Origin of the sequence: uncultured Fretibacterium sp. (genome assembly GCF_938040765.1) — a bacterium.
GTDB lineage: Bacteria > Synergistota > Synergistia > Synergistales > Aminobacteriaceae > CAJPSE01.
Map to the genome: position 1 here is coordinate 1 of NZ_CALIAA010000319.1, position 17,311 is coordinate 17,311.

11 protein-coding genes, 1 tRNA gene and 1 pseudogene are annotated in these 17,311 nt (G+C 63.6%); 2 read left to right on the plus strand and 11 right to left on the minus strand.

All coding sequences use genetic code 11. The features are described from left to right. Positions 1 to 19 precede the first annotated feature (19 nt). Genes whiA through rapZ form a run of 3 tightly spaced genes read right to left on the minus strand, consistent with a single transcriptional unit; the run spans position 20 to position 2,974 of the window. A complete protein-coding gene (whiA, locus tag Q0176_RS11105) occupies positions 20 to 994 on the minus strand; it encodes a DNA-binding protein WhiA (protein WP_299302983.1) in 975 nt (324 codons plus the stop codon). 1 nt (position 995) lies between these two features. After that, positions 996 to 2,102 carry a gluconeogenesis factor YvcK family protein gene (locus Q0176_RS11110; RefSeq protein WP_299302986.1) on the minus strand — a complete coding sequence of 369 codons (1,107 nt, stop codon included), beginning with the start codon at positions 2,100 to 2,102 and terminating at the stop codon, positions 996 to 998. Beyond that, positions 2,096 to 2,974: an RNase adapter RapZ gene (gene rapZ / locus Q0176_RS11115; protein WP_299302990.1), complete on the minus strand. Its 879-nt coding sequence runs from the start codon at positions 2,972 to 2,974 to the stop codon at positions 2,096 to 2,098. Before rapZ ends, Q0176_RS11110 begins: the two co-directional genes overlap by 7 nt. A 311-nt stretch (positions 2,975 to 3,285) precedes the next feature. On the opposite strand from rapZ, the gene Q0176_RS11120 reads away from it, so the two are divergent. Further along, positions 3,286 to 8,613, plus strand: a complete 5,328-nt coding sequence (locus Q0176_RS11120) for an MG2 domain-containing protein (RefSeq protein ID WP_299302993.1) — start codon at positions 3,286 to 3,288, stop codon at positions 8,611 to 8,613. Positions 8,614 to 8,739: 126 nt separating this feature from the next. Here the strand turns inward: Q0176_RS11120 and Q0176_RS11125 are convergent, their stop codons facing one another. From Q0176_RS11125 to Q0176_RS11150, 6 genes are all read right to left on the minus strand, one after another. After that, positions 8,740 to 9,363 (minus strand): 2-oxoacid:acceptor oxidoreductase family protein, encoded by a 624-nt coding sequence (locus tag Q0176_RS11125; protein WP_299302996.1) that lies wholly within the window; start codon positions 9,361 to 9,363, stop codon positions 8,740 to 8,742. 7 nt (positions 9,364 to 9,370) lie between these two features. Further along, on the minus strand, positions 9,371 to 10,189 hold the full coding sequence (locus Q0176_RS11130; protein WP_299302999.1) for a thiamine pyrophosphate-dependent enzyme: 819 nt from the start codon (positions 10,187 to 10,189) through the stop codon (positions 9,371 to 9,373). 1 nt (position 10,190) lies between these two features. Next, the gene (locus Q0176_RS11135) at positions 10,191 to 11,324 is read right to left on the minus strand and encodes a 2-oxoacid:acceptor oxidoreductase subunit alpha (protein WP_299303001.1); all 1,134 of its coding nucleotides are present in this window, start codon (positions 11,322 to 11,324) and stop codon (positions 10,191 to 10,193) included. Next, entirely contained in the window at positions 11,317 to 11,544 is a 228-nt protein-coding gene (locus Q0176_RS11140; RefSeq protein ID WP_299303004.1) for a 4Fe-4S dicluster domain-containing protein, read from the minus strand. The genes Q0176_RS11135 and Q0176_RS11140 overlap by 8 nt, the downstream gene beginning before the upstream one ends. A gap of 136 nt (positions 11,545 to 11,680) precedes the next feature. Further along, a complete protein-coding gene (locus tag Q0176_RS11145; protein WP_299303007.1) occupies positions 11,681 to 12,877 on the minus strand; it encodes an HD-GYP domain-containing protein in 1,197 nt (398 codons plus the stop codon). Between the two features lie 46 nt (positions 12,878 to 12,923). Next, entirely contained in the window at positions 12,924 to 13,835 is a 912-nt protein-coding gene (locus Q0176_RS11150) for a DUF4365 domain-containing protein (RefSeq protein ID WP_299303009.1), read from the minus strand. 341 nt (positions 13,836 to 14,176) lie between these two features. On the opposite strand from Q0176_RS11150, the pseudogene Q0176_RS11155 reads away from it, so the two are divergent. Beyond that, positions 14,177 to 14,938: pseudogene (locus Q0176_RS11155) on the plus strand (DMT family transporter); the annotation flags it as partial. Between the two features lie 13 nt (positions 14,939 to 14,951). On the opposite strand, the gene Q0176_RS11160 reads toward Q0176_RS11155, so the two are convergent. Both Q0176_RS11160 and Q0176_RS11165 read right to left on the minus strand, forming a co-directional pair. Further along, positions 14,952 to 16,919: a YgiQ family radical SAM protein gene (locus Q0176_RS11160; RefSeq protein ID WP_299303012.1), complete on the minus strand. Its 1,968-nt coding sequence runs from the start codon at positions 16,917 to 16,919 to the stop codon at positions 14,952 to 14,954. Between the two features lie 86 nt (positions 16,920 to 17,005). Further along, a tRNA-Pro gene (locus Q0176_RS11165) sits at positions 17,006 to 17,083 on the minus strand. Positions 17,084 to 17,311 lie beyond the last annotated feature (228 nt).

Sequence of the window (17,311 nt, forward strand, 5' to 3'; positions counted from 1 at the left end):
TTTTTTATCCTTTATGTCCTCAAGACCGAACGTTTTCAGTTTCACCTTCGACCCCTCCCAACGTGCCTTTTTCCTTACCTTCAGCCTCGATCCCATCCTGGCTTGCCGTCAAGGTCTCGGCATAACCGCTCAATCGCTGCCAACGATATTTTACCGTACTTTTAGTGATCGGTGGAGAGAGCCCCTCTCCCAATTCCGCGAGGGAGGCCTCGGGATTTCCCAAGCGGGCCTCGACCAACTGGCGCAGGGCCGGGGGAAGCCGCTCGATGAGCCCGGCGTCCCGAATTTCGAGGGCCAGCGCCGTCTGCTCCTCGGCGACCTTGAGGGTCCTCTTGATATTGGCCGTGTCGCAGTTTCGGATCCGATTGGCCCGGTCCCGCATCGACCGCATGATGGCCATGTCCTCCATGCGCAGGGATATCCCCGTCAGCCCCAGCTTGCTGAGGAAGGTCACGATCTTCTGCTGATCGCGCAGGATCATCTCGTGCGTTCCATGAAGCAGGCGCTTTTGCCATACGATGCGCGTCCTCGGCAGGAGCCCCTTCAGGATCGCGGCCGCGGGGGGCGAGGAGACGCGCAGGACCAGGTAGTATCCGGACCTCGGGACGTAAAGCCCCCCGCACCCTCCCCAAAAGCCGCGCAGCCAGGACCAGTGCAAAGTGGTCGGAGAGGCGGCCTCCAGCAGTTCCGCACCGTAGGACTCGAGCATCGCCGGAAGGTCGTCGGGCAGGCGGATGCGCACGCGGCCCTTCATGTCCTGCGGGACGGCCAGCGCGTCGGCAAGGCTCCAGCGTTCGGTCCAGGACGTCCTTCGCCAGAGGCGAAAGAGACGGCGGACGGCCCAAAGGCGTGAGGTGCCGATCTGCAGGGGGTCCCTGCCGTGCCCCGGCGCCAGTCCCGAGAGCAGCCCCGCACACTCCGCCTCCGCCTGGAGGGGATCCTCGGCGGGATGGACGATCCATTCGTCCCAGAGTTCTTCGGCCAGGGAATTCAAGTCAGATATCCAGATCCCGATAAAGCCGGAAGAGGACCGCCGCCAGCTTCTGGGAGTCGTGACGCAGGAGCCGCGCCTCCGTGATGCGCACCATGGGGACCTCGATGCAGGTACAGCCCAGCCGGCGCAGTTCCTCCCTCTGATGACGGTTCAGATGGAGCGGCGCCGCCCCGTCCCGGCCGTAGGCCGCGACGATGTCGTCCGGTATGGGCTCGCTGTTGACGACGATGAATTCGGGCACCTTTCCCAGCGCTGCGGAGACCCACTCGAGGTGCTGGAGGATGTTCATGCCCTCCGTCTCCTCGGGCTGGGTCATCAGGTTGCAGACGTACACCTTCGGCGCCGGGGAGGCGCAGAGCCTCCTCGAGAAGTCCGGCAGGAGAAGGTTGGGGATGACGCTGGTGAAGAGGCTCCCCGGCCCCAGCAGGATCATCTCCGCCCCATCCACCGCCTGGAGCACCTCGGCGAGGGGGCGGGCATTCTGGGGCTCGAGCCAGATCTCCTTGATGCTTCGGCCGTTTCGCGATATCTCGAGCTCTCCCCGTACCCTCGTTCCATCCTTCGTCGTCCCCGCAAGGGAGATGGGCTCGGTGGTGACGGGCAGGACCCTGCCCCGGATGGCCAGAAGGTGATTCATCTGCTCGACCGCGACCCTGAAGTCGCCGCAGAGCTCCGAGACGGCCAGAAGCAGCAAATTTCCCAGGCTGTGCCCGGCGAGCTCCCCCCGGTCGAATCGAAAATCCAGCAGCTGCTTGAGCGAGTTGTCGTTCTCCGCGAGGGCGACCATGCAGTTCCGCACATCCCCGGGCGGCAGGACCCCCCATTCGGTGCGCAGGCGCCCGGAGCTCCCTCCCTCGTCCGTCACGGCCACGACCGCCGTGATGTTGCGGGTGAAGGCCTTCATCCCCTTCAGCAGCGTGGAGAGCCCCGTCCCCCCGCCGACGGCCACGATGAAGGGCCCCGAGGACAGACGCCGCTCGATGGCCCCCTTGAACGGGTCCTCGGCCCGGACGCGCCTGCCGCGGAACGGACGGATGCCGAACACCACCATGAGGAAGAACGCCGTGAATAAGCCCAGGGCGAAGCTCAGTGCCCATTCGATCACCATGGCTGTACCCGCGCCCTGTCCCGGTGGATGATGGCGACCCCGCCACGCAGTTTTTCGTAACGGCGATAAAGCCACTCCGCGACGGCAACCGAACGATGCTGACCTCCCGTGCAGCCGATGGCGACGTGCAGCTGCATCTTGCCCGTCTCCAGGTAACGGGGAACGAGGAAGTCCAGAAAGCGCCCGCTTTGCTCCAGGAACTCCACGGTTTCGGGAAAGGACAGGAGGTATTCCCGGACGGCGGGATCCGTCCCCGTGAGGGGCTTCAGCTCCGGGACGTAGAAGGGGTTGGGAAGGAGGCGCACGTCGAGAACGTAGTTGCTGTCCTGGGGAACCCCGTATTTGAAGCCGAAGGAGCTCAGGATCAGGGACATCCCGTTTTCGACGTCCCCCAGGAACTCCTGAAGCAGGCGCTGCCGGTGCTGCTGGGGGTCCATGAGGGAGGTGTCGATCACGACGTCGGCCCGGTCCCGTATGGGGGCCAGAAGGGCGCGCTCCCTTCGGATCCCCTCCTGCACGGAGAGGTCGCCCCCCAGGGGGTGACGGCGCCGGGTCTGCTCGAACCGGTGGATCAGGGCATCGTCGGACGTATCCAGAAAGATGATCCGTACCCGCGGCATCACGCTTCGGATGTCGTCGACGACCTTCAGAAAATCGCCCGGCCGCTCGACGTTCCGGATGTCGATCGTCGCCGCGACCCCCGTCCGGACGGCGGCGCGGTGCCCCGTCAACAGAGTGAAGAGCTGCGGCAGAAGACCGGGAGGGATATTGTCGATCGCAAAAAAGCCAAGATCCTCGAGAACCTTGAGGGCCGTCGTCTTGCCGGCCCCGGACATGCCCGTCACGATCACGAACTGTTTGATGTCGCCCATCCCTGCCATTTCCTCCGGCCCCTCCATCGAACGCTCCCCCCTGCCCGCTTTGCCCCGAACGGATCGGAGTCCCGGCAATCTTCATAGCGGATACAGGCTATTGTACACGCGAAGCCCGAAAGAGGGGACGCGTTTTTTCCCCGAATTTCGTATCCCACCTCTTTCCCACCCCCAAAAACCACCCCTCGCGAACGCCCACCTTCATCCTCTTCATAAGTTATAATCGATTTGCGGAAGAAGGAGGACACGTCCTGCCAGACCGGTCGCCGGTCACTTTTCGAACTCATTCATCATTAAGGAGGAGGACATCGGTGCAGAAAAAAATTTTGGGGCTGCTGTTGCTGTTGGTTCTGTTCTCATGCTCATGGAGCGCGTCTCCGGGAGAAGGTGCGCTGCCCGCGGGGGTTCAGAGTTTCGCCCCCACGGGGAGGGTCTCGGAGAACGTCTCCTTTCGCATCGTCTTCAAGGACGTCATGGTGTCGGCCGGGGACGTCGACAAGACGGTCGGACCGGAGGACTTTCCCTTCACCGTGACGCCGGCGATCCAGGCGGAGGGAAAGTGGCAGAATCCCCGTACCTTCAGGGCCCGTCTCCTGGCGCCTCTCGACGCGGGGACCTCCTACGTCGCCGCCATCCGCGAGGGCCTGAAGACCCTCAAGGGGGGGAAGATAGGGACCGGGGAGTTTCGGTTCCAGACGGATTCCCTGTCCGTGAATGGCGTCCGCGCGGTGCGGGAACGCGGCGGAAGGGCCGCCCTGCTCCTGGAGTTCAACATGCCGGTGGATCCTGTCAGGCTGAAGGGATTTCTGAGCGTCCTGAACGAAAATGAGGAGAAGCTCTCCTTCTCGTTGGCCGGAGCGCTTCCGTCCAAGACGATCCGGGCCCAGCTCAGCATTCCGGATGTCTCGAAGGCGCTGAAGCTGACCGTCAAGCTGGCCTCCGGCCTGACCGCCGGGGGCGGGGATCTCGGCCTGGCGGAGGATTACTCCGCCACGGTGATTCTCAAACCGGTCCTGGTCGTGGAGAGCCTCGGTGCCGACGAGGAATCGATTGCCGTCAACTGCAGCTTCGCCGTGGACACCGAGGCGGCCAAGGATTTCATCTCCATCGAGCCGTCCGTCCCCTTTACGCTCTCCTACGAGTATGGCGGCAGGTTCAGCATAAACGGGGACTTCAAGCCGCGCAGCCGTTTCGTCGTCACCCTCCGCAAGGGGCTCCCCGCGAAGGAAGGCGGGCTCGTGCTGGAGGAGGAGTTCAAACAGGCCGTCATCATGCCCGACCTGAAGTCCTCGATCTCCCTGCCCGCCCCGGGCGTGTACCTCGCGGCTATCGGGGACGGAAGGGTTCCCCTGGACCTCGTCAACGTCAAAAAACTTCAGGTGGACCTCTGGAGGCTCTACGAGAACAACATTCCCTACGTGATCCGCGGCGATTACGACTCGTTCCAGAGGGATCTGGCCAAAAGGGTCCACAGCAGCGAGTTCGACCTCTCGCTTCCCCTGAATGAAAAGGTGCGCCGCGCCCTCTCCCTGGAGGAGATCGGCGGGGGCAAACGGGGCTTGTTCCTGCTCTCCGTCCGCGACCCCGATGGGGAATATTGGGACGAGGAGACTCAGATCGTCAACCTGAGCGACCTGGGGCTCGTGGCGCGAGTCTGGGAGGACGGAATGCTGCTCTGGGCCAACACGCTCTCCTCGGTCCAGCCCGTCGAGGGCGCCGAGGTGCGTGTCTACAGCGGGGCCAATCAGGTCCTGGCCGAGGGAAAGACCGACAAGGACGGGCTTCTCGTGATTCAGAGGCAGGAGCCCTGGAGCACGAGCGAGAACGAGACCCCCAAGCTGGCCGTCGTCACCCGCGGCGAGGACATCACCTTCGTTCGCCTGACGAGGGGGCTGCTCTCCCAGGAAACTTTCGACACGGCCGGACGCCCCTGGCTGAGGTCCGGTTACGACGCGGCCCTCTTCTCCCCCCGGGACATCTACCGAACCGGTGAGGAGGCCCCGTTCAAGGCCGTGGTGCGCAACAGCGACGTCACGACCCCCAAGGCGTTCCCCGTCCTCTTCGTCGCCCGCGATCCCCTGGGACGCAAGGTCCGTCAGGAGACGGTGCTCCTCGACGACGAAGGCGGCGCGCCCTTCACGCTCTCCCTCCCCTCGAACGCCCTGACCGGGGCCTGGACGCTCTCCCTCGTCGTCCCCGGGAAGGAGGACGATCCGCTGGCCAGGATGAACTTCCACGTGGAGGATTTCGCCCCTCCGCGCATTGAGGTGAAGGCCGAGACGGAATCCAAGTTTCTGCTCCACGAGGACACCGTGAAGATGGACGTCTACGCGCGCTACCTCTTTGGGGTGGACGGCGCGGGGCTGCCGGCAAAGGCCTACTGGACGACCAGGGCCTCCGACTTCGCGCCCGTTCAGGACCGGTGGAAGGGGTATGTCTTCGGGGACTCCTCGCGGGCCTTCTCGGCCGGCGACGGAGAGTTCGACGAGGCGAAGCTCGACGAATCCGGAAAGGCGGAATTCAGTCTGAGCCTTGACGCCGATTGGTCGGCGCCCTCGATCATCGCTTTGACCTTGAGGGCCGAGGTGCAGGAGGACGGCGGGCGGTGGGTCTCCAAGTCGCTGACCCTTCCCTACTACCCCACTCCGTGGCTTCTGGGGATTGCGGCGCCCGAGGGGAAATTGGCCGTCAAGAAGGATCTGGACTTCAAGGTGGCGGCCATCGACCCCAAGGAGGACCCGGCGGATCCCGGCGAGCTGAACGCGGTGCTCTATCGCGTGACCTGGAACTACAACATGGTGACGCTGGACGGCCATACGCGCTGGCAGAGCACCGAGGAGCTGTCCGAGGTCGCAAGGAAGTCCCTCACCCTCAAGGATGGCCTGGGGACGGTATCGTTCAAGCCGGATCATTGGGGAACCTATCTGATTCGCGTCTCCGACGGGGATGAGAAGGCACGGGCCTCGTATCGATTCTACGCGGACGATCCCGCGTATGCCGACCGCGGCGGCTCTCAGCTGCTCGACCGCGTCGAGGTCGAGACGGACAGGGAGTTCTACAAGGTCGGGGACACGGCGAAAGTGACGCTGCGCTCACCCTTCGAGGGGCTCCTGCTGTTCAGCGTGGAGGGGGCCGGGTTGATCTCCCGCAATGTCGTGAAGGTCGATAAGGCCGAGACCGTCGTCGAGGTTCCCGTGACCGCGGAGATGGTCCCGAACGCCTGGTGCACCGCATGGCTCATTCGCCCGGTCGCCGAGGAGGAGGCCTGGGGCGCCCACCGTGCCGTCGGCGCCGTGCGCCTGAAGACGGACCTCTCGGCCTATCGTCTGGACATCTCCATGGAGGCCAAGGAGAAAACCGAGCCCGCAACGGCGTTCCCGGTGACGCTGACCCTCAGGGATGCGGAGGGGAAGCCGGCCAAGGCCGAGGTCTCGTTGGCGCTGGTCGACGACGCCGTCCTTGGTCTGACGGGCTACAAAACGCCGGACCTCCTGAATCATTTCTGGGGGCTCAAGGAACTCGGCTCTCAGGGGTACGACCTCTACGACCTGCTCATCCCCGTGGAATCCCGCGGCACCGAGCTCCTGCATCCCGCAGGCGGAGCGGCCGTAGCCGCCCTCGCGGGGTCCGATACCGCGCAGCGCTTCAAGATCCTCTCCCTCTTCCAGGGAGTCCTCTCGGCGGACGAGTCGGGCGTCGTGAGGACGGAACTCGTGCTGCCGGAGTTCAGCGGGCGTGGAAAGCTCTTCGCCGTCGCGGCCTCGGGCAATCGGTTCGGGATGGCGGAGCAGGCGGTCCAAATCGCCCGCAGCGTGGTGACGGAGGCGGACCTGCCGCGCTTCGCCGCCCCCGGCGACGCCTTCAACGCCCCCGTGACCGTGTTCAACACCTCGGAGGAGAGCCGCGACGTCAAGGTCGAGATCCTCGTGCAAGGCGGCCTGAAACCCGATGAATCCGCGACGACGTTGTCGATAGGGCCAAAGGAGTCCGCCAGGTGGGGGACGACCGTGAAGGCGCTCGAACCCGGCACCGCGACGTGGACCGTGCGGACCTCCTGGACCGAGGAAGGAGCGGAGAAGAGCTTCGATCAGGAGATCGAGCTGCCCGTCCGTTCGCCCTGGCCCATCGTCTCGAGGTCGGGGTCCGGGACCTTCAAGGCGGGGGAGACGCGCATCGACATCCCGAGAAAGGACTTTGCCGGCGACCTGCTGGGCAGCCTGACCCTGTCGGACTCCCCGGCCGTGGACCTGACCCGGGCCGTCACCTACCTGCTGAACTATCCCTACGGCTGCCTGGAGCAGACCCTCTCCAGCGCATGGCCCTTCCTGGTCCTGCCGGAGGCCGTGGCGAAGGTCGATCCGCTCCTGGTCGACAGCCGCGCGGCGAAGGACAAGACCGATTCGGCGATAGCGCGGATACAGTCCATGCAGCTCTACGACGGGTCCTTTACGATGTGGCCCGGCGGCACGTCCACCTACGCGTGGGGCAGCGTCTACGCAACGCACTTCCTGGTGGAGGCCCGCAAGGCGGGGGTGCCCTATCCCGAGGAGATGCTTCGGGGAGCGATGAACTGGCTGAAGGAGTACCTGGCGTCCCTGCCCGACAACCGGTACCCGTCCGCGGAGAAGGACGACTTCACCACGAAGGCTTACGGAACCTACGTCCTTGCGCTCAGCGGAGAAAAGCCGCTCGGTTGGATCGAGTACCTGAAGGAGAATCAGACGAACATGTGGCCGTCCGGCGCTATCTGGCTCGCCGGGGCTGCAGCCCTGACCGAGGGCCGGCCGGACGCGCTGCGCGCTCTGGGGCTCAAGGGCGGTTCGGCTCCGGCCGAGTCCCGCTACAGGACTCTCGAGTCCGACGTCCGCAACGACGCTCAGCTGCTCTCGCTCTGGATGGAGGTCGAGCCCGGTGCCTCGGAGGCGGTGCAGCTGGCGGCGCGGCTTCTGAAGGCGGGAGAGGAAAATCGCTGGTACAGCACGCAGGACAATGCCGCGGTCCTGATGGCGCTTGGCCGATACAGCCTGAAGGTCGGGACCGAGAAGGCCCAGCTCGAAGGCTCCTTGCTCGATGCGGAAAAGAAGGAGCTGCTCCAGTTCCGGAGCGGAAGCTCCGCCTCGGCCGCCGTGTCCGATCTGCCGGAGTCCGGTCTCGTGCTTTCCGTCAATGGGACGGGCAGCGGCTACTACAGCTGGACGCTTCTCGGATATCCCGTCGATCGGCCCGAGCCCGAGAGCCGGGGGTTGAAGGTCACCAGTACCTGGCTCGACGAGAAGGGAAACAAGCTCGACCCATCCAGGCCCGTGCCTCAGGGGATGAGGATCCAGGTTGTCCTGACCCTCGTGCCTTCCCTTCCCGTAAGCAATCTGGCCCTCTCCTGCCTGCTCCCCGCAGGGCTGGAAATCGAGAACCCGAGGCTCTCGGACGAGGGCGAGGAGGCAAGCCTGTTCCGCAGCGACGTCAGAGACGATCGCCTGCTGCTCTTCGCCGACCAGATCTCGGAGGCGGCGACGTATCGCTTCCGGGTTCGGGCGGTGACGAAGGGGACCTTCGCCATGCCGCCCATCTCGGCCGAGGGAATGTACGACCCCGAGATACGCTTTATCGGCGAGACGCCGGCCCCGCTCGTCATCGAGTGATCGTCGGCGGACTCGATTCCGGACATCTTTGTACGAACGAACAAGACGGGCGCCGAAAAGGCGCCCGTCTTGTTCGTTCGTTCTCGGCTCCCCTTGTCGAAACCCTGGGGTCTTGGAAGTAAAAAATCAATCGGGCAGAGGCATCTGCTTCAGGACCTCGTACCCGGCGTCGAATGCTTGGAGGTTGAGGTCCGCGATCTTCTGCACGGGAAAATGCGCCGCGATCACCTTGCGCAGGGAATCGGGGGAGGCGATCTTTTCCAGCTCCAGGATCCGCCCGACGCAGCCCAGGGCCACCATGTTCGTGACGATCTCCCGTCCCAGCTTCTCCCGGGCCGTCCTGACGATGGGCAACACGTAGATGCGGGCGTCGATACGAGCCTGGGTGCTCTCGACGCTGCCGCCGCCGTATTCCCCCGTGCGCACGCCCGGAAGGTCCGTGACGAAGAAATCGTCGTACACGATCCGTCCCCCGGGCTTGGTATCGGTCGCGAACTCGTCCGCGGCAGCCTGGGTCAGGATGACCTGGAGGCTGGGGGCAATCACCTTGGGGTAGTCGATGGGCTCGGACGATATGACGACCTCGGCCTTGGACTTTCCGCCCCTCGCCTCGGGACCGTAGGCCTGAGACTGGACGACGTAAAGCTCCGGTTCGTAGTACGTAATGGCCTGGCCGATCAGTTCCGTGGCCAGAATGACCCCCTGTCCGCCGGATCCGGCGATGCGAATTTCAAACCTCTCCGCCGCCATATCCCCTCTACCCCCTCACCTTGTCGATGACCAACTTCCGGTACTGTTCCGTATACTCCGGGACGTCCTTGTTGACGAATTCACCGCAGACGATCCTGCCCTCCAGCTCCTCGGGGCTCATCGTCCGGGCCTTGGCGAGGGGGATGGAGGCCTCCTTGAAGAAATTGTAGTTCTCGATGGGAAGCCTGCGGTTGTTCTTGCGGCCGAACTGGGTATGGCAGTGGGTCACCACCTCGATGACCGAGAACCCCTTCTTCCTGATCCCGTTCGTGATGTACGTCTCGGCCTGGCGGGGATTGGCGATGGTCGTACGAGCCACGTAGGAGGCGCCTGCCCCCTCCGCCAGCCTGCAGATGTCGAAGGCCGGATCGATGGCGCCGAAGGGCGTCGTCGAGGCCCAGGCGCCGAAGGGCGTCGTCGGGCTGGCCTGCCCGCCGGTCATGCCGTAAATGTTGTTGTTCATGACGATGGCGGTGATGTCGATGTTGCGCCGGCAGGCATGGATGAAATGGTTTCCCCCGATGGCCGTGCAGTCGCCGTCCCCCATCACGTCCACCACGGTGAGTTCCGGGCGGTGCAGCTTGATCCCCGTCGCGAACGCCAGGGAGCGTCCGTGGGTGGAGTGAAGCGTGCAGGCGTTGATGTAGCCCGCCATGCGGCTGGAACAGCCGATCCCCGAGGCCAGCACCGTGTTGGACTTCTCCTTCTTGAGCGCGACAAGCGCCCGGATCAGGGCGTGCATGATGATGCCGTGCCCGCACCCCGGACACCAGATATGGGGCATGAACCGCGTCCGAACCCAGCTGAGGACCTCTGCACTCGGCATGTCAGGCCACCTCCTCGATCTTACGGGCAATCTCGGACGGCTTGAAAAGCTCGCCGTTCACGAGGTTCAGGGGCAGAACTTCGCTTCTGCCGCGGAACAGGCGCTCCACCTCGAGGACCATCTGACCGCAGTTGAGCTCGGGGACGATGATCGTCCTCGCTCCAAGGGCCATTTTGGCCAGTTCCGCATCCGGAAAGGGCCAAAGTGTTATCGGGCGAAAGAATCCGACGGGAATCCCCTTCCTGCGTGCGTCCCGGACGGCGCGCAGGGCGGAGCGGCCGACGCTTCCGTAGGCCACCACGACGATGCCCGCCCCGTCCATGAACTCGGATTCGTATTCCACGACCTGGGACCTGACCCGTTCCACCTTGCTCATCAGGCGCAGTATCTTCCTTTCGATCTCCGGCGGATTGTTCGTCGGGAACCCCCAGTCGTTGGTCGTCAGCCCCGTGACGTGCCAGGAGTAGCCGTCTCCGAAGGAAGCCATGGCCGGAACTCCCGTCACGGGGTTCGGCTCGTAGGGGGTGAATTTCTCGGGCGGGACCGATGGGCGCGGCCGGTTCTCCAGCTTGACGGACGAGGGATCCCTCTTCGTGACCTTTTCCCTCATGTGGCCCACGACCTCGTCGCTCAGGATCAATACGGGCTGGCGAAATCGCTCCGCCATGTTGAATGCCTTGACGGCAAGGTCATAGCACTCCTGCACCGACGATGGAGAATAACAGATCGTCGCATGGTCGCCGTGGGTCCCCCATCGCGCCTGCATGACGTCCTGCTGAGCCGTCTTGGTTGGCGTACCCGTCGAGGGCCCTCCCCGCATGACGTCCACGACCACGATGGGGATCTCCGCGATGTAGGCGAGGCCAAGGTTCTCCTGTTTCAGGGAGAAACCGGGACCGGAGGTCGCCGTCAGCGCCTTGGCCCCGGCGATGGAGGCGCCGATAGCGGAGGCGATTCCCGCAATCTCGTCCTCCATCTGGATGAAGTGCCCCCCCCTCTTGGGAAGCTCCTCGGCCATGACCTCCGCGATCTCCGTGGAAGGGGTGATCGGATACCCTCCGAAGAAGTTGCAGCCCGCCAAAAGGGCGCCGTGCGCCAGAGCGGTATTACCCTGCCAGAAAGCGAACTCAGGCATCCGCATCCCCCTCTTTCTCCTTTTCCGTAATCGTTATCGCAAGGTCCGGACAGATATTTTCGCACTGACGGCAGCCAATGCAATCGTGTTCCCGAACCGGCGTCGATTTCAGACGGTCGCTCAGCTCCAGCACGGATTTCGGGCAGACTCCGACGCACAGGGAACATCCCTTGCACCATGCGATGTTGACCCCCACCCTGAACTGTTTTTTTTCGGCCAACGACAACACACCCCCTCGATATTCACACAGAACACGGCACAACCTGTCTGAAAACGGTCGAACGGGACGCAAAACGCCATTGCGAGCACACCCCTCGAAGGAACGCAACGGCGGAAGTTTTACGTCCCGATGACGCTCAAAAAGCCAGTTTATCTTTATCGTCGGATCGGAGCGAACGCTTGACAAACAGCTCCCGCTCCTCGGAAAGGTCTATGAGTTTTTTCTCCGTCAGTCTGTTGCCGAACCGGTCCAGGGTGATCGCCACCTTGGGACGCACCAGGTCCTTTCCATAAGCCCCCACGACCGTACCGACGCTGCCGTCGGAGAGCTCCACCAGGGAGCCTGAAGGATATATCCCTACGGATAGAAGCAAAACCCTCATCACGTCAGGATCGAAGTGTGCCGACATCGCGCCGGTCATGACGGACATGGCCTCCCGGCTCGGCATGGGGTTCTTGTAGACCCTCTTGGCGGTCAGGGCGTCGAAGACGTCCGCCACCGCCGCGATCCGCGCCTCGTTCGAGATCGCCGTCCCATTCAGGTTGTCCGGATATCCGCCGCCGTTGTAGCGTTCGTGATGTCCCCGGATGACCTCGAGGGAACGGCGGTCCGTGATTCCGTTGGAAACCGCGAGCTCCTCGCCCAGTTCCGGATGTCTCTTCATGACGGCGAACTCGCCGTCCGTGAGCTTGCCCGGTTTGTTCAACACCTCGAGGGGGACCCTTGCCTTCCCGAGGTCGTGCAGGATGCCGCCGATAGCCATAAACTCCGCCAATTCGGTTCTGCCCGGGAAAAGGCGCTCCGCCAGAAAACTCGAAAGGAGGGCGACGTTCAGGGAATGGACGCTCGTGTATTCATCCCAGTTCCGGACCTGCCCCAGACAGAACATCAGTTGAGGGGCCCCCGAGATCCTCCGGGCAAGGGTGCGCCCCTGCTCCGCGAGGTTCTGGACGTCCTCGGTCGTGCACTCCCCCTCTTTGATGCGGCTGAATACATCCTCCACCTGCGAGACCGTCTGACGCGCCAGTTCCGGCTCCAGCGGCATGACCGCGGGATCCGCCGCTTTCAGATAGTCCTCGAGGTTCTGCAAATCGGAGGTTCCGGGCAGAACGACCGGTATGGCACGGATGTTGGAGCGGCGCAGTTTCGCCTCGACCCTGTCGATCGAGGAGGCCAAAGACGACAAAGGGGTCCCCCTCGGGAGGAGGATTCCCCCGGACTCCCCTATGATGTCGTCGGCCACCTCGGCCACACCGGAACAAAAATTGGACAATTCCTCAAGCGGGATGTCCCTCCGGATTTTTGTCTCGGTGCCCTGTGTCCGTTCTTCCATAACTCAACCCTCCGCGGGGCGGGTAAGACATTGCCGATAAGTCGGTTCAGTCGTCTCTCGCGTCATAGATCTGAAACTTGATTCCCCTTCGATAATCCTCTCCGAACTCCCCGCCCGCATTCCCCTCGGGGAACTCTCCCCGCCTCAGAAAGCGCTCCGTCGTCAGGAAGGAGCGCCCAAGATCGTTCAGGGAGAGGCGAAGCTGGAAACGGGCGATCTCCCCGGCCTCCACGGTCCAGGGGAACAACGCCCCGGACGGCTCCGCGCCCTTCTCGCGGTAAAAGGCCCCGTCCACCTCGATGAGGGCCCACGGGAAAAGGGAGGGGAGACGAAAGATATGGGGCATGTCGGCATCGGTCTGGAAGGGCCATTCAAAGACGGCCTCCCGCCCCCCATTCTCCTGCAGCACACAAAGCCGAAGGCTCCCCTTGGCCGTGGGCCGATTGATCCATTCGTCCATCTCCAGCAGAATACCGCCTCCGCCCCCGATGATCTCCATCCAGGGACGGTCCAGGGCGAGGCGCGCCAAGTAGGGGCTGTAACAGGGCAGATCGACGATCGCCCCCACGGAGTCCGGACCGTAGACCTGATCGTACGGCACCAGAAGCTCCCAGTTCTGCCCCGATATCTCGATCGTCTCCGGCGAGACGGACTCCCAGTGGATCCGATCGCGCTGAGCGTCATAGACCATCACAAGCACGGGAAGGGAGTGCTGGAGCCAATAGGCGACATGAGACATCTCCCCGCGGCAGACGTAGCCCCGGGCCGTGCGTTCGAGGGAGCCGCCCTCCTCGGAGCGGACCTGGAGCCCGACGACCTTGCCCATTTTGGGATACGCCTCCGCGATCTCCAGATGGGCGTTCAGGCCCGTATCTCCTCCGCGCTGCTCCCGGAAGATCAGCTCGGGGAGTAGCGCGGAAATTCGACTTGCCGCATAGATACCGATGCGCTCGGCCATATCGTTCAAGAGCCTCCACCTCACCTGACAAGGACTCGTTGGTACAACCTTGAATATTCTACCTCATTCTCCGGAAAAAACGGCCCGGAGCCAAGAGAGAAATACGGATCCTTCCCGATGGAAACGGTCCGACATCCCGATATTATAGTCTACGGTCGAAGGGGTGTAGAGGGCGTCTCTTTCTCCGCCGCTCCCTCCTGCCCGACGAACGATTCATACTGACTGCAGGAAAGGTGAGGCCCCGCATGGACCACGAATTCTCCCGTACTTCCGCCGATGTTCAGACCGTCGTTTCCGAGCCCGCGCTCCGTTCCTCCGTCCGCATGGCCTTCGGAATCCGGATGTGGCTTGCCGATGCGGCCTTGTTGGCCTGCGCCTTTCTGTGGGGGCTCGGCTTCGTCGCCATGAAATCCGGGCTCTCCGTCTACCCCACGTGGTGGCTGCTCTTCCTGCGATTCGGAGGCGGAACGCTCTTGATGTTGTTTTTCTTCCCCAAACGCATACGGAGGGCCTCCGGCGGGGACCTCCTCGGAGGCGCCGTCATCGGCCTGTTTCTCTTCCTGGGCATGGGGCTCCAGACCCTCGGCCTGAACTACACCGCGGCGGGCAGACAGGCCTTCCTGACCGCGGGGTATGTGGTCCTCGTGCCCCTGCTCCTGTGGGGCCTGCGAAGGCTCTTCCCCGGCTGGCTCACCCTGGCGGCGGCCCTGGTCTGTTTCATCGGCATGGGGTTCCTGACGTCGGACCTCTCCGGGCCGATAAACCGCGGGGATATTCTGACCATCGCCTCGACGTTCATGTTCGCGGGACAGATCATCTCCATCGGGCACTATGCTGCCCGCGGGGATCCCATCGTGCTCACCTTCGTTCAGTTCCTGGTAACCGCCGCCCTGTCGGCGCTTGTGGGGCTCGTCTCCCACGATCCCCTCGTATGGCAGGGCACCCGAGGGCTCATCGAGGTCGGCTTCGCCACCTTTTTTGCGACGTTTGCCTGTTTCCTGATCCAGAACTGCGCGCAGAAGTTCACCCTGCCCAGCCATGCCGCTCTCCTGCTCGGGCTCGAGTCCTTGTTTGGGCTGCTTGGCGGCATCTTCCTTCTGGGTGAGGCCTTCACGTTCAGAATGGCGGTTGGCTGTCTCCTGATCTTCTCCTCCGTGGTCGCCGTCGAGCTGGCGCCGCTTCTCCGCGTTTCGGGCGTTCCTGCCGGGGCCCGTGGGCGGCCTTCCCCATCGTCCCATCTGGAAAGAGGGCCTTGACGCAGTCCATCCTGCCGGCCTTCCTCAGGGCCTCCAGGACCCGTTCCCTGTTTTGGGGCATGCGGTGCTGAAGCAGCGCCCGCTGGTCGCGCCGTTCTCCGGCGGAGCGGGGCACGAAGACGGGCTCCCGCGTGAAGGGGTCCATGCCCGTGTAGTACATACAGGTCGACAGGCTGCCGGGGGTCGGGATGAAGTCCTGGGCCTGCTCCGGACAGAAATCGAGCTCTGCGGCGAACTCCGCCAGCTCCACCGCTTCCGGAAGCCCCGAACCGGGATGCGAGGTCATGAAGTAGGGGACGAGATACTGCTTTTTTCCCAGGCGTCTGTTCACAGCCTCGTAGAGGGCCATGAACTTTCGATACTCTCCCGCGTCGCCCTTCCTCATGTACCTCAGGACCGTGGGCGAGGCATGTTCCGGGGCCACCTTGAGCTGGCCGCTGACATGATGTTCGCACAGCTCCTCCAGGAACCTCCGCCCGTCCGCCCCGGCCAGCAGAAGATAATCGTAGCGCAGCCCGGACCGTACGAATACCTTCTTTACCCCGGGGACGGCCCGGCACTTTCTCAGAAGTTCGAGGTAGTCTGCGTGGCTGGCGTCCAGGTTCCTGCAAGGGGTTGGGAAAAGACACTCCCTTCCCCTGCACGCGCCCCGCGTCATCTGATGGGAGCACGAGGGATGCCGGAAGTTCGCCGTCGGCCCCCCTATATCGTGGATATACCCCTTGAACCCGGGCAGGCGCGTCAGCAGCCGGACCTCACGCAAAATCGACGTGTGGCTCCGCGCCTGGATGATTCGTCCCTGGTGGGCATGAATGGCGCAGAACGAGCAGCTCCCGAAACACCCCCGATGGCTGGTCACGCTGAATTGTACCTCGGCAAGCGCGGGGACCCCGCCGTCGGCGTCGTACATCGGATGCCAGGTCCGCCTGTAAGGGAGATCGTAGACGGCATCCATCTCTTTTTCCGAGAGGGGAAGAGCGGGAGGAAGCTGAACCAGCGCCTTTTTCTCATGGTGCTGGACAAGGGGCCGTCCCTTGATCGGGTCCTGTTCCAGGGAGGATATCCGGTAGGCCTCCGCAAAGCAGCTCTTGCTCGCCGATATCTCCTTCCAGGAGGGCAGCTCGACGAACGCCTCCGGCAGGCCGTCCGGCCCTGCGGCATAACAGGTGCCCTTCACGTTCCGTATCGCATCGACCGGGACGCCGTCGGACAAAGCCCCGGCGATCTCCAGAATCTGCCGCTCGCCCATCCCGTAGACCAGCAGGTCCGCCTGGCTGTCGATCAGGATCGAACGCCTCAGGGCGTCCGACCAGTAGTCGTAATGGACGAATCGGCGCAGGCTGGCCTCGACGCCGCCGACGATCAGGGGGATGTCTCCCCAGAGGCGGCGTATCCGCTGACAGTAGACCAGGGTGGCGCGGTCGGGGCGCAGCCCCCTGCGCCCGCCGGGCGAATAGGCGTCCGTGCTCCGTACCTTCTTGGACGCCGTCAATTTGCCCAGCATCGAATCCAGGTTGCCGGCCCCCACAAGTACCCCGAGCCGGGGACGCCCCATTGCGGTGAAGTCGTCGTCTCCGCGCCAGTCCGGCTGTGCTGCGATGCCGACCCTGTAGCCTTCGTGCTCCAGGAGCCGGCAGATCAGGGCGGCGGCGAAGGAGGGGTGGTCGACGTAGGCGTCCCCGCTGACGAAGAGGAAATCCAGTTCCTCCCAACCCCGGGACTCCATATCCCCGCGGGAGACGGGCAGAAAGGCGGCATGGCCCCCACCGGTCCCGGCGGAGCTCTCCCGCAGTCTCCCGTTTCGCGAAGAGGGTTTTTTCCCCGTCACGATCCTCCCTCCTCTCTTTCTGCAGAAAATGCGGCCTTGCGAAAGGAGGCCCGGGGAACGAGCCCCGAGCCTCCTTTTTCTCTCGATGGTCGGGGCGAGAGGATTTGAACCTCCGACCTCTTGGTCCCGAACCAAGCGCGCTAACCAGGCTGCGCTACGCCCCGAAAGATTCCTTTCCGGCTCCCGAGTCGGGAGACATCATACCCCCGCTCCGCACCACGTAAGGAACGAGGGGAATTTTAACACGTTCCCCTCCTCTCGTCAAACAAGGCACAAAGAAAGGTCATAGCTTTGATGCTGATGATTTCAGGCTTTTGCTTGACGGGCTCTATTGTCTACGGGAGGGGTTACAGGCTAAATTTCATCCGCTCTCTGCCGGTTGGTTTATGGAA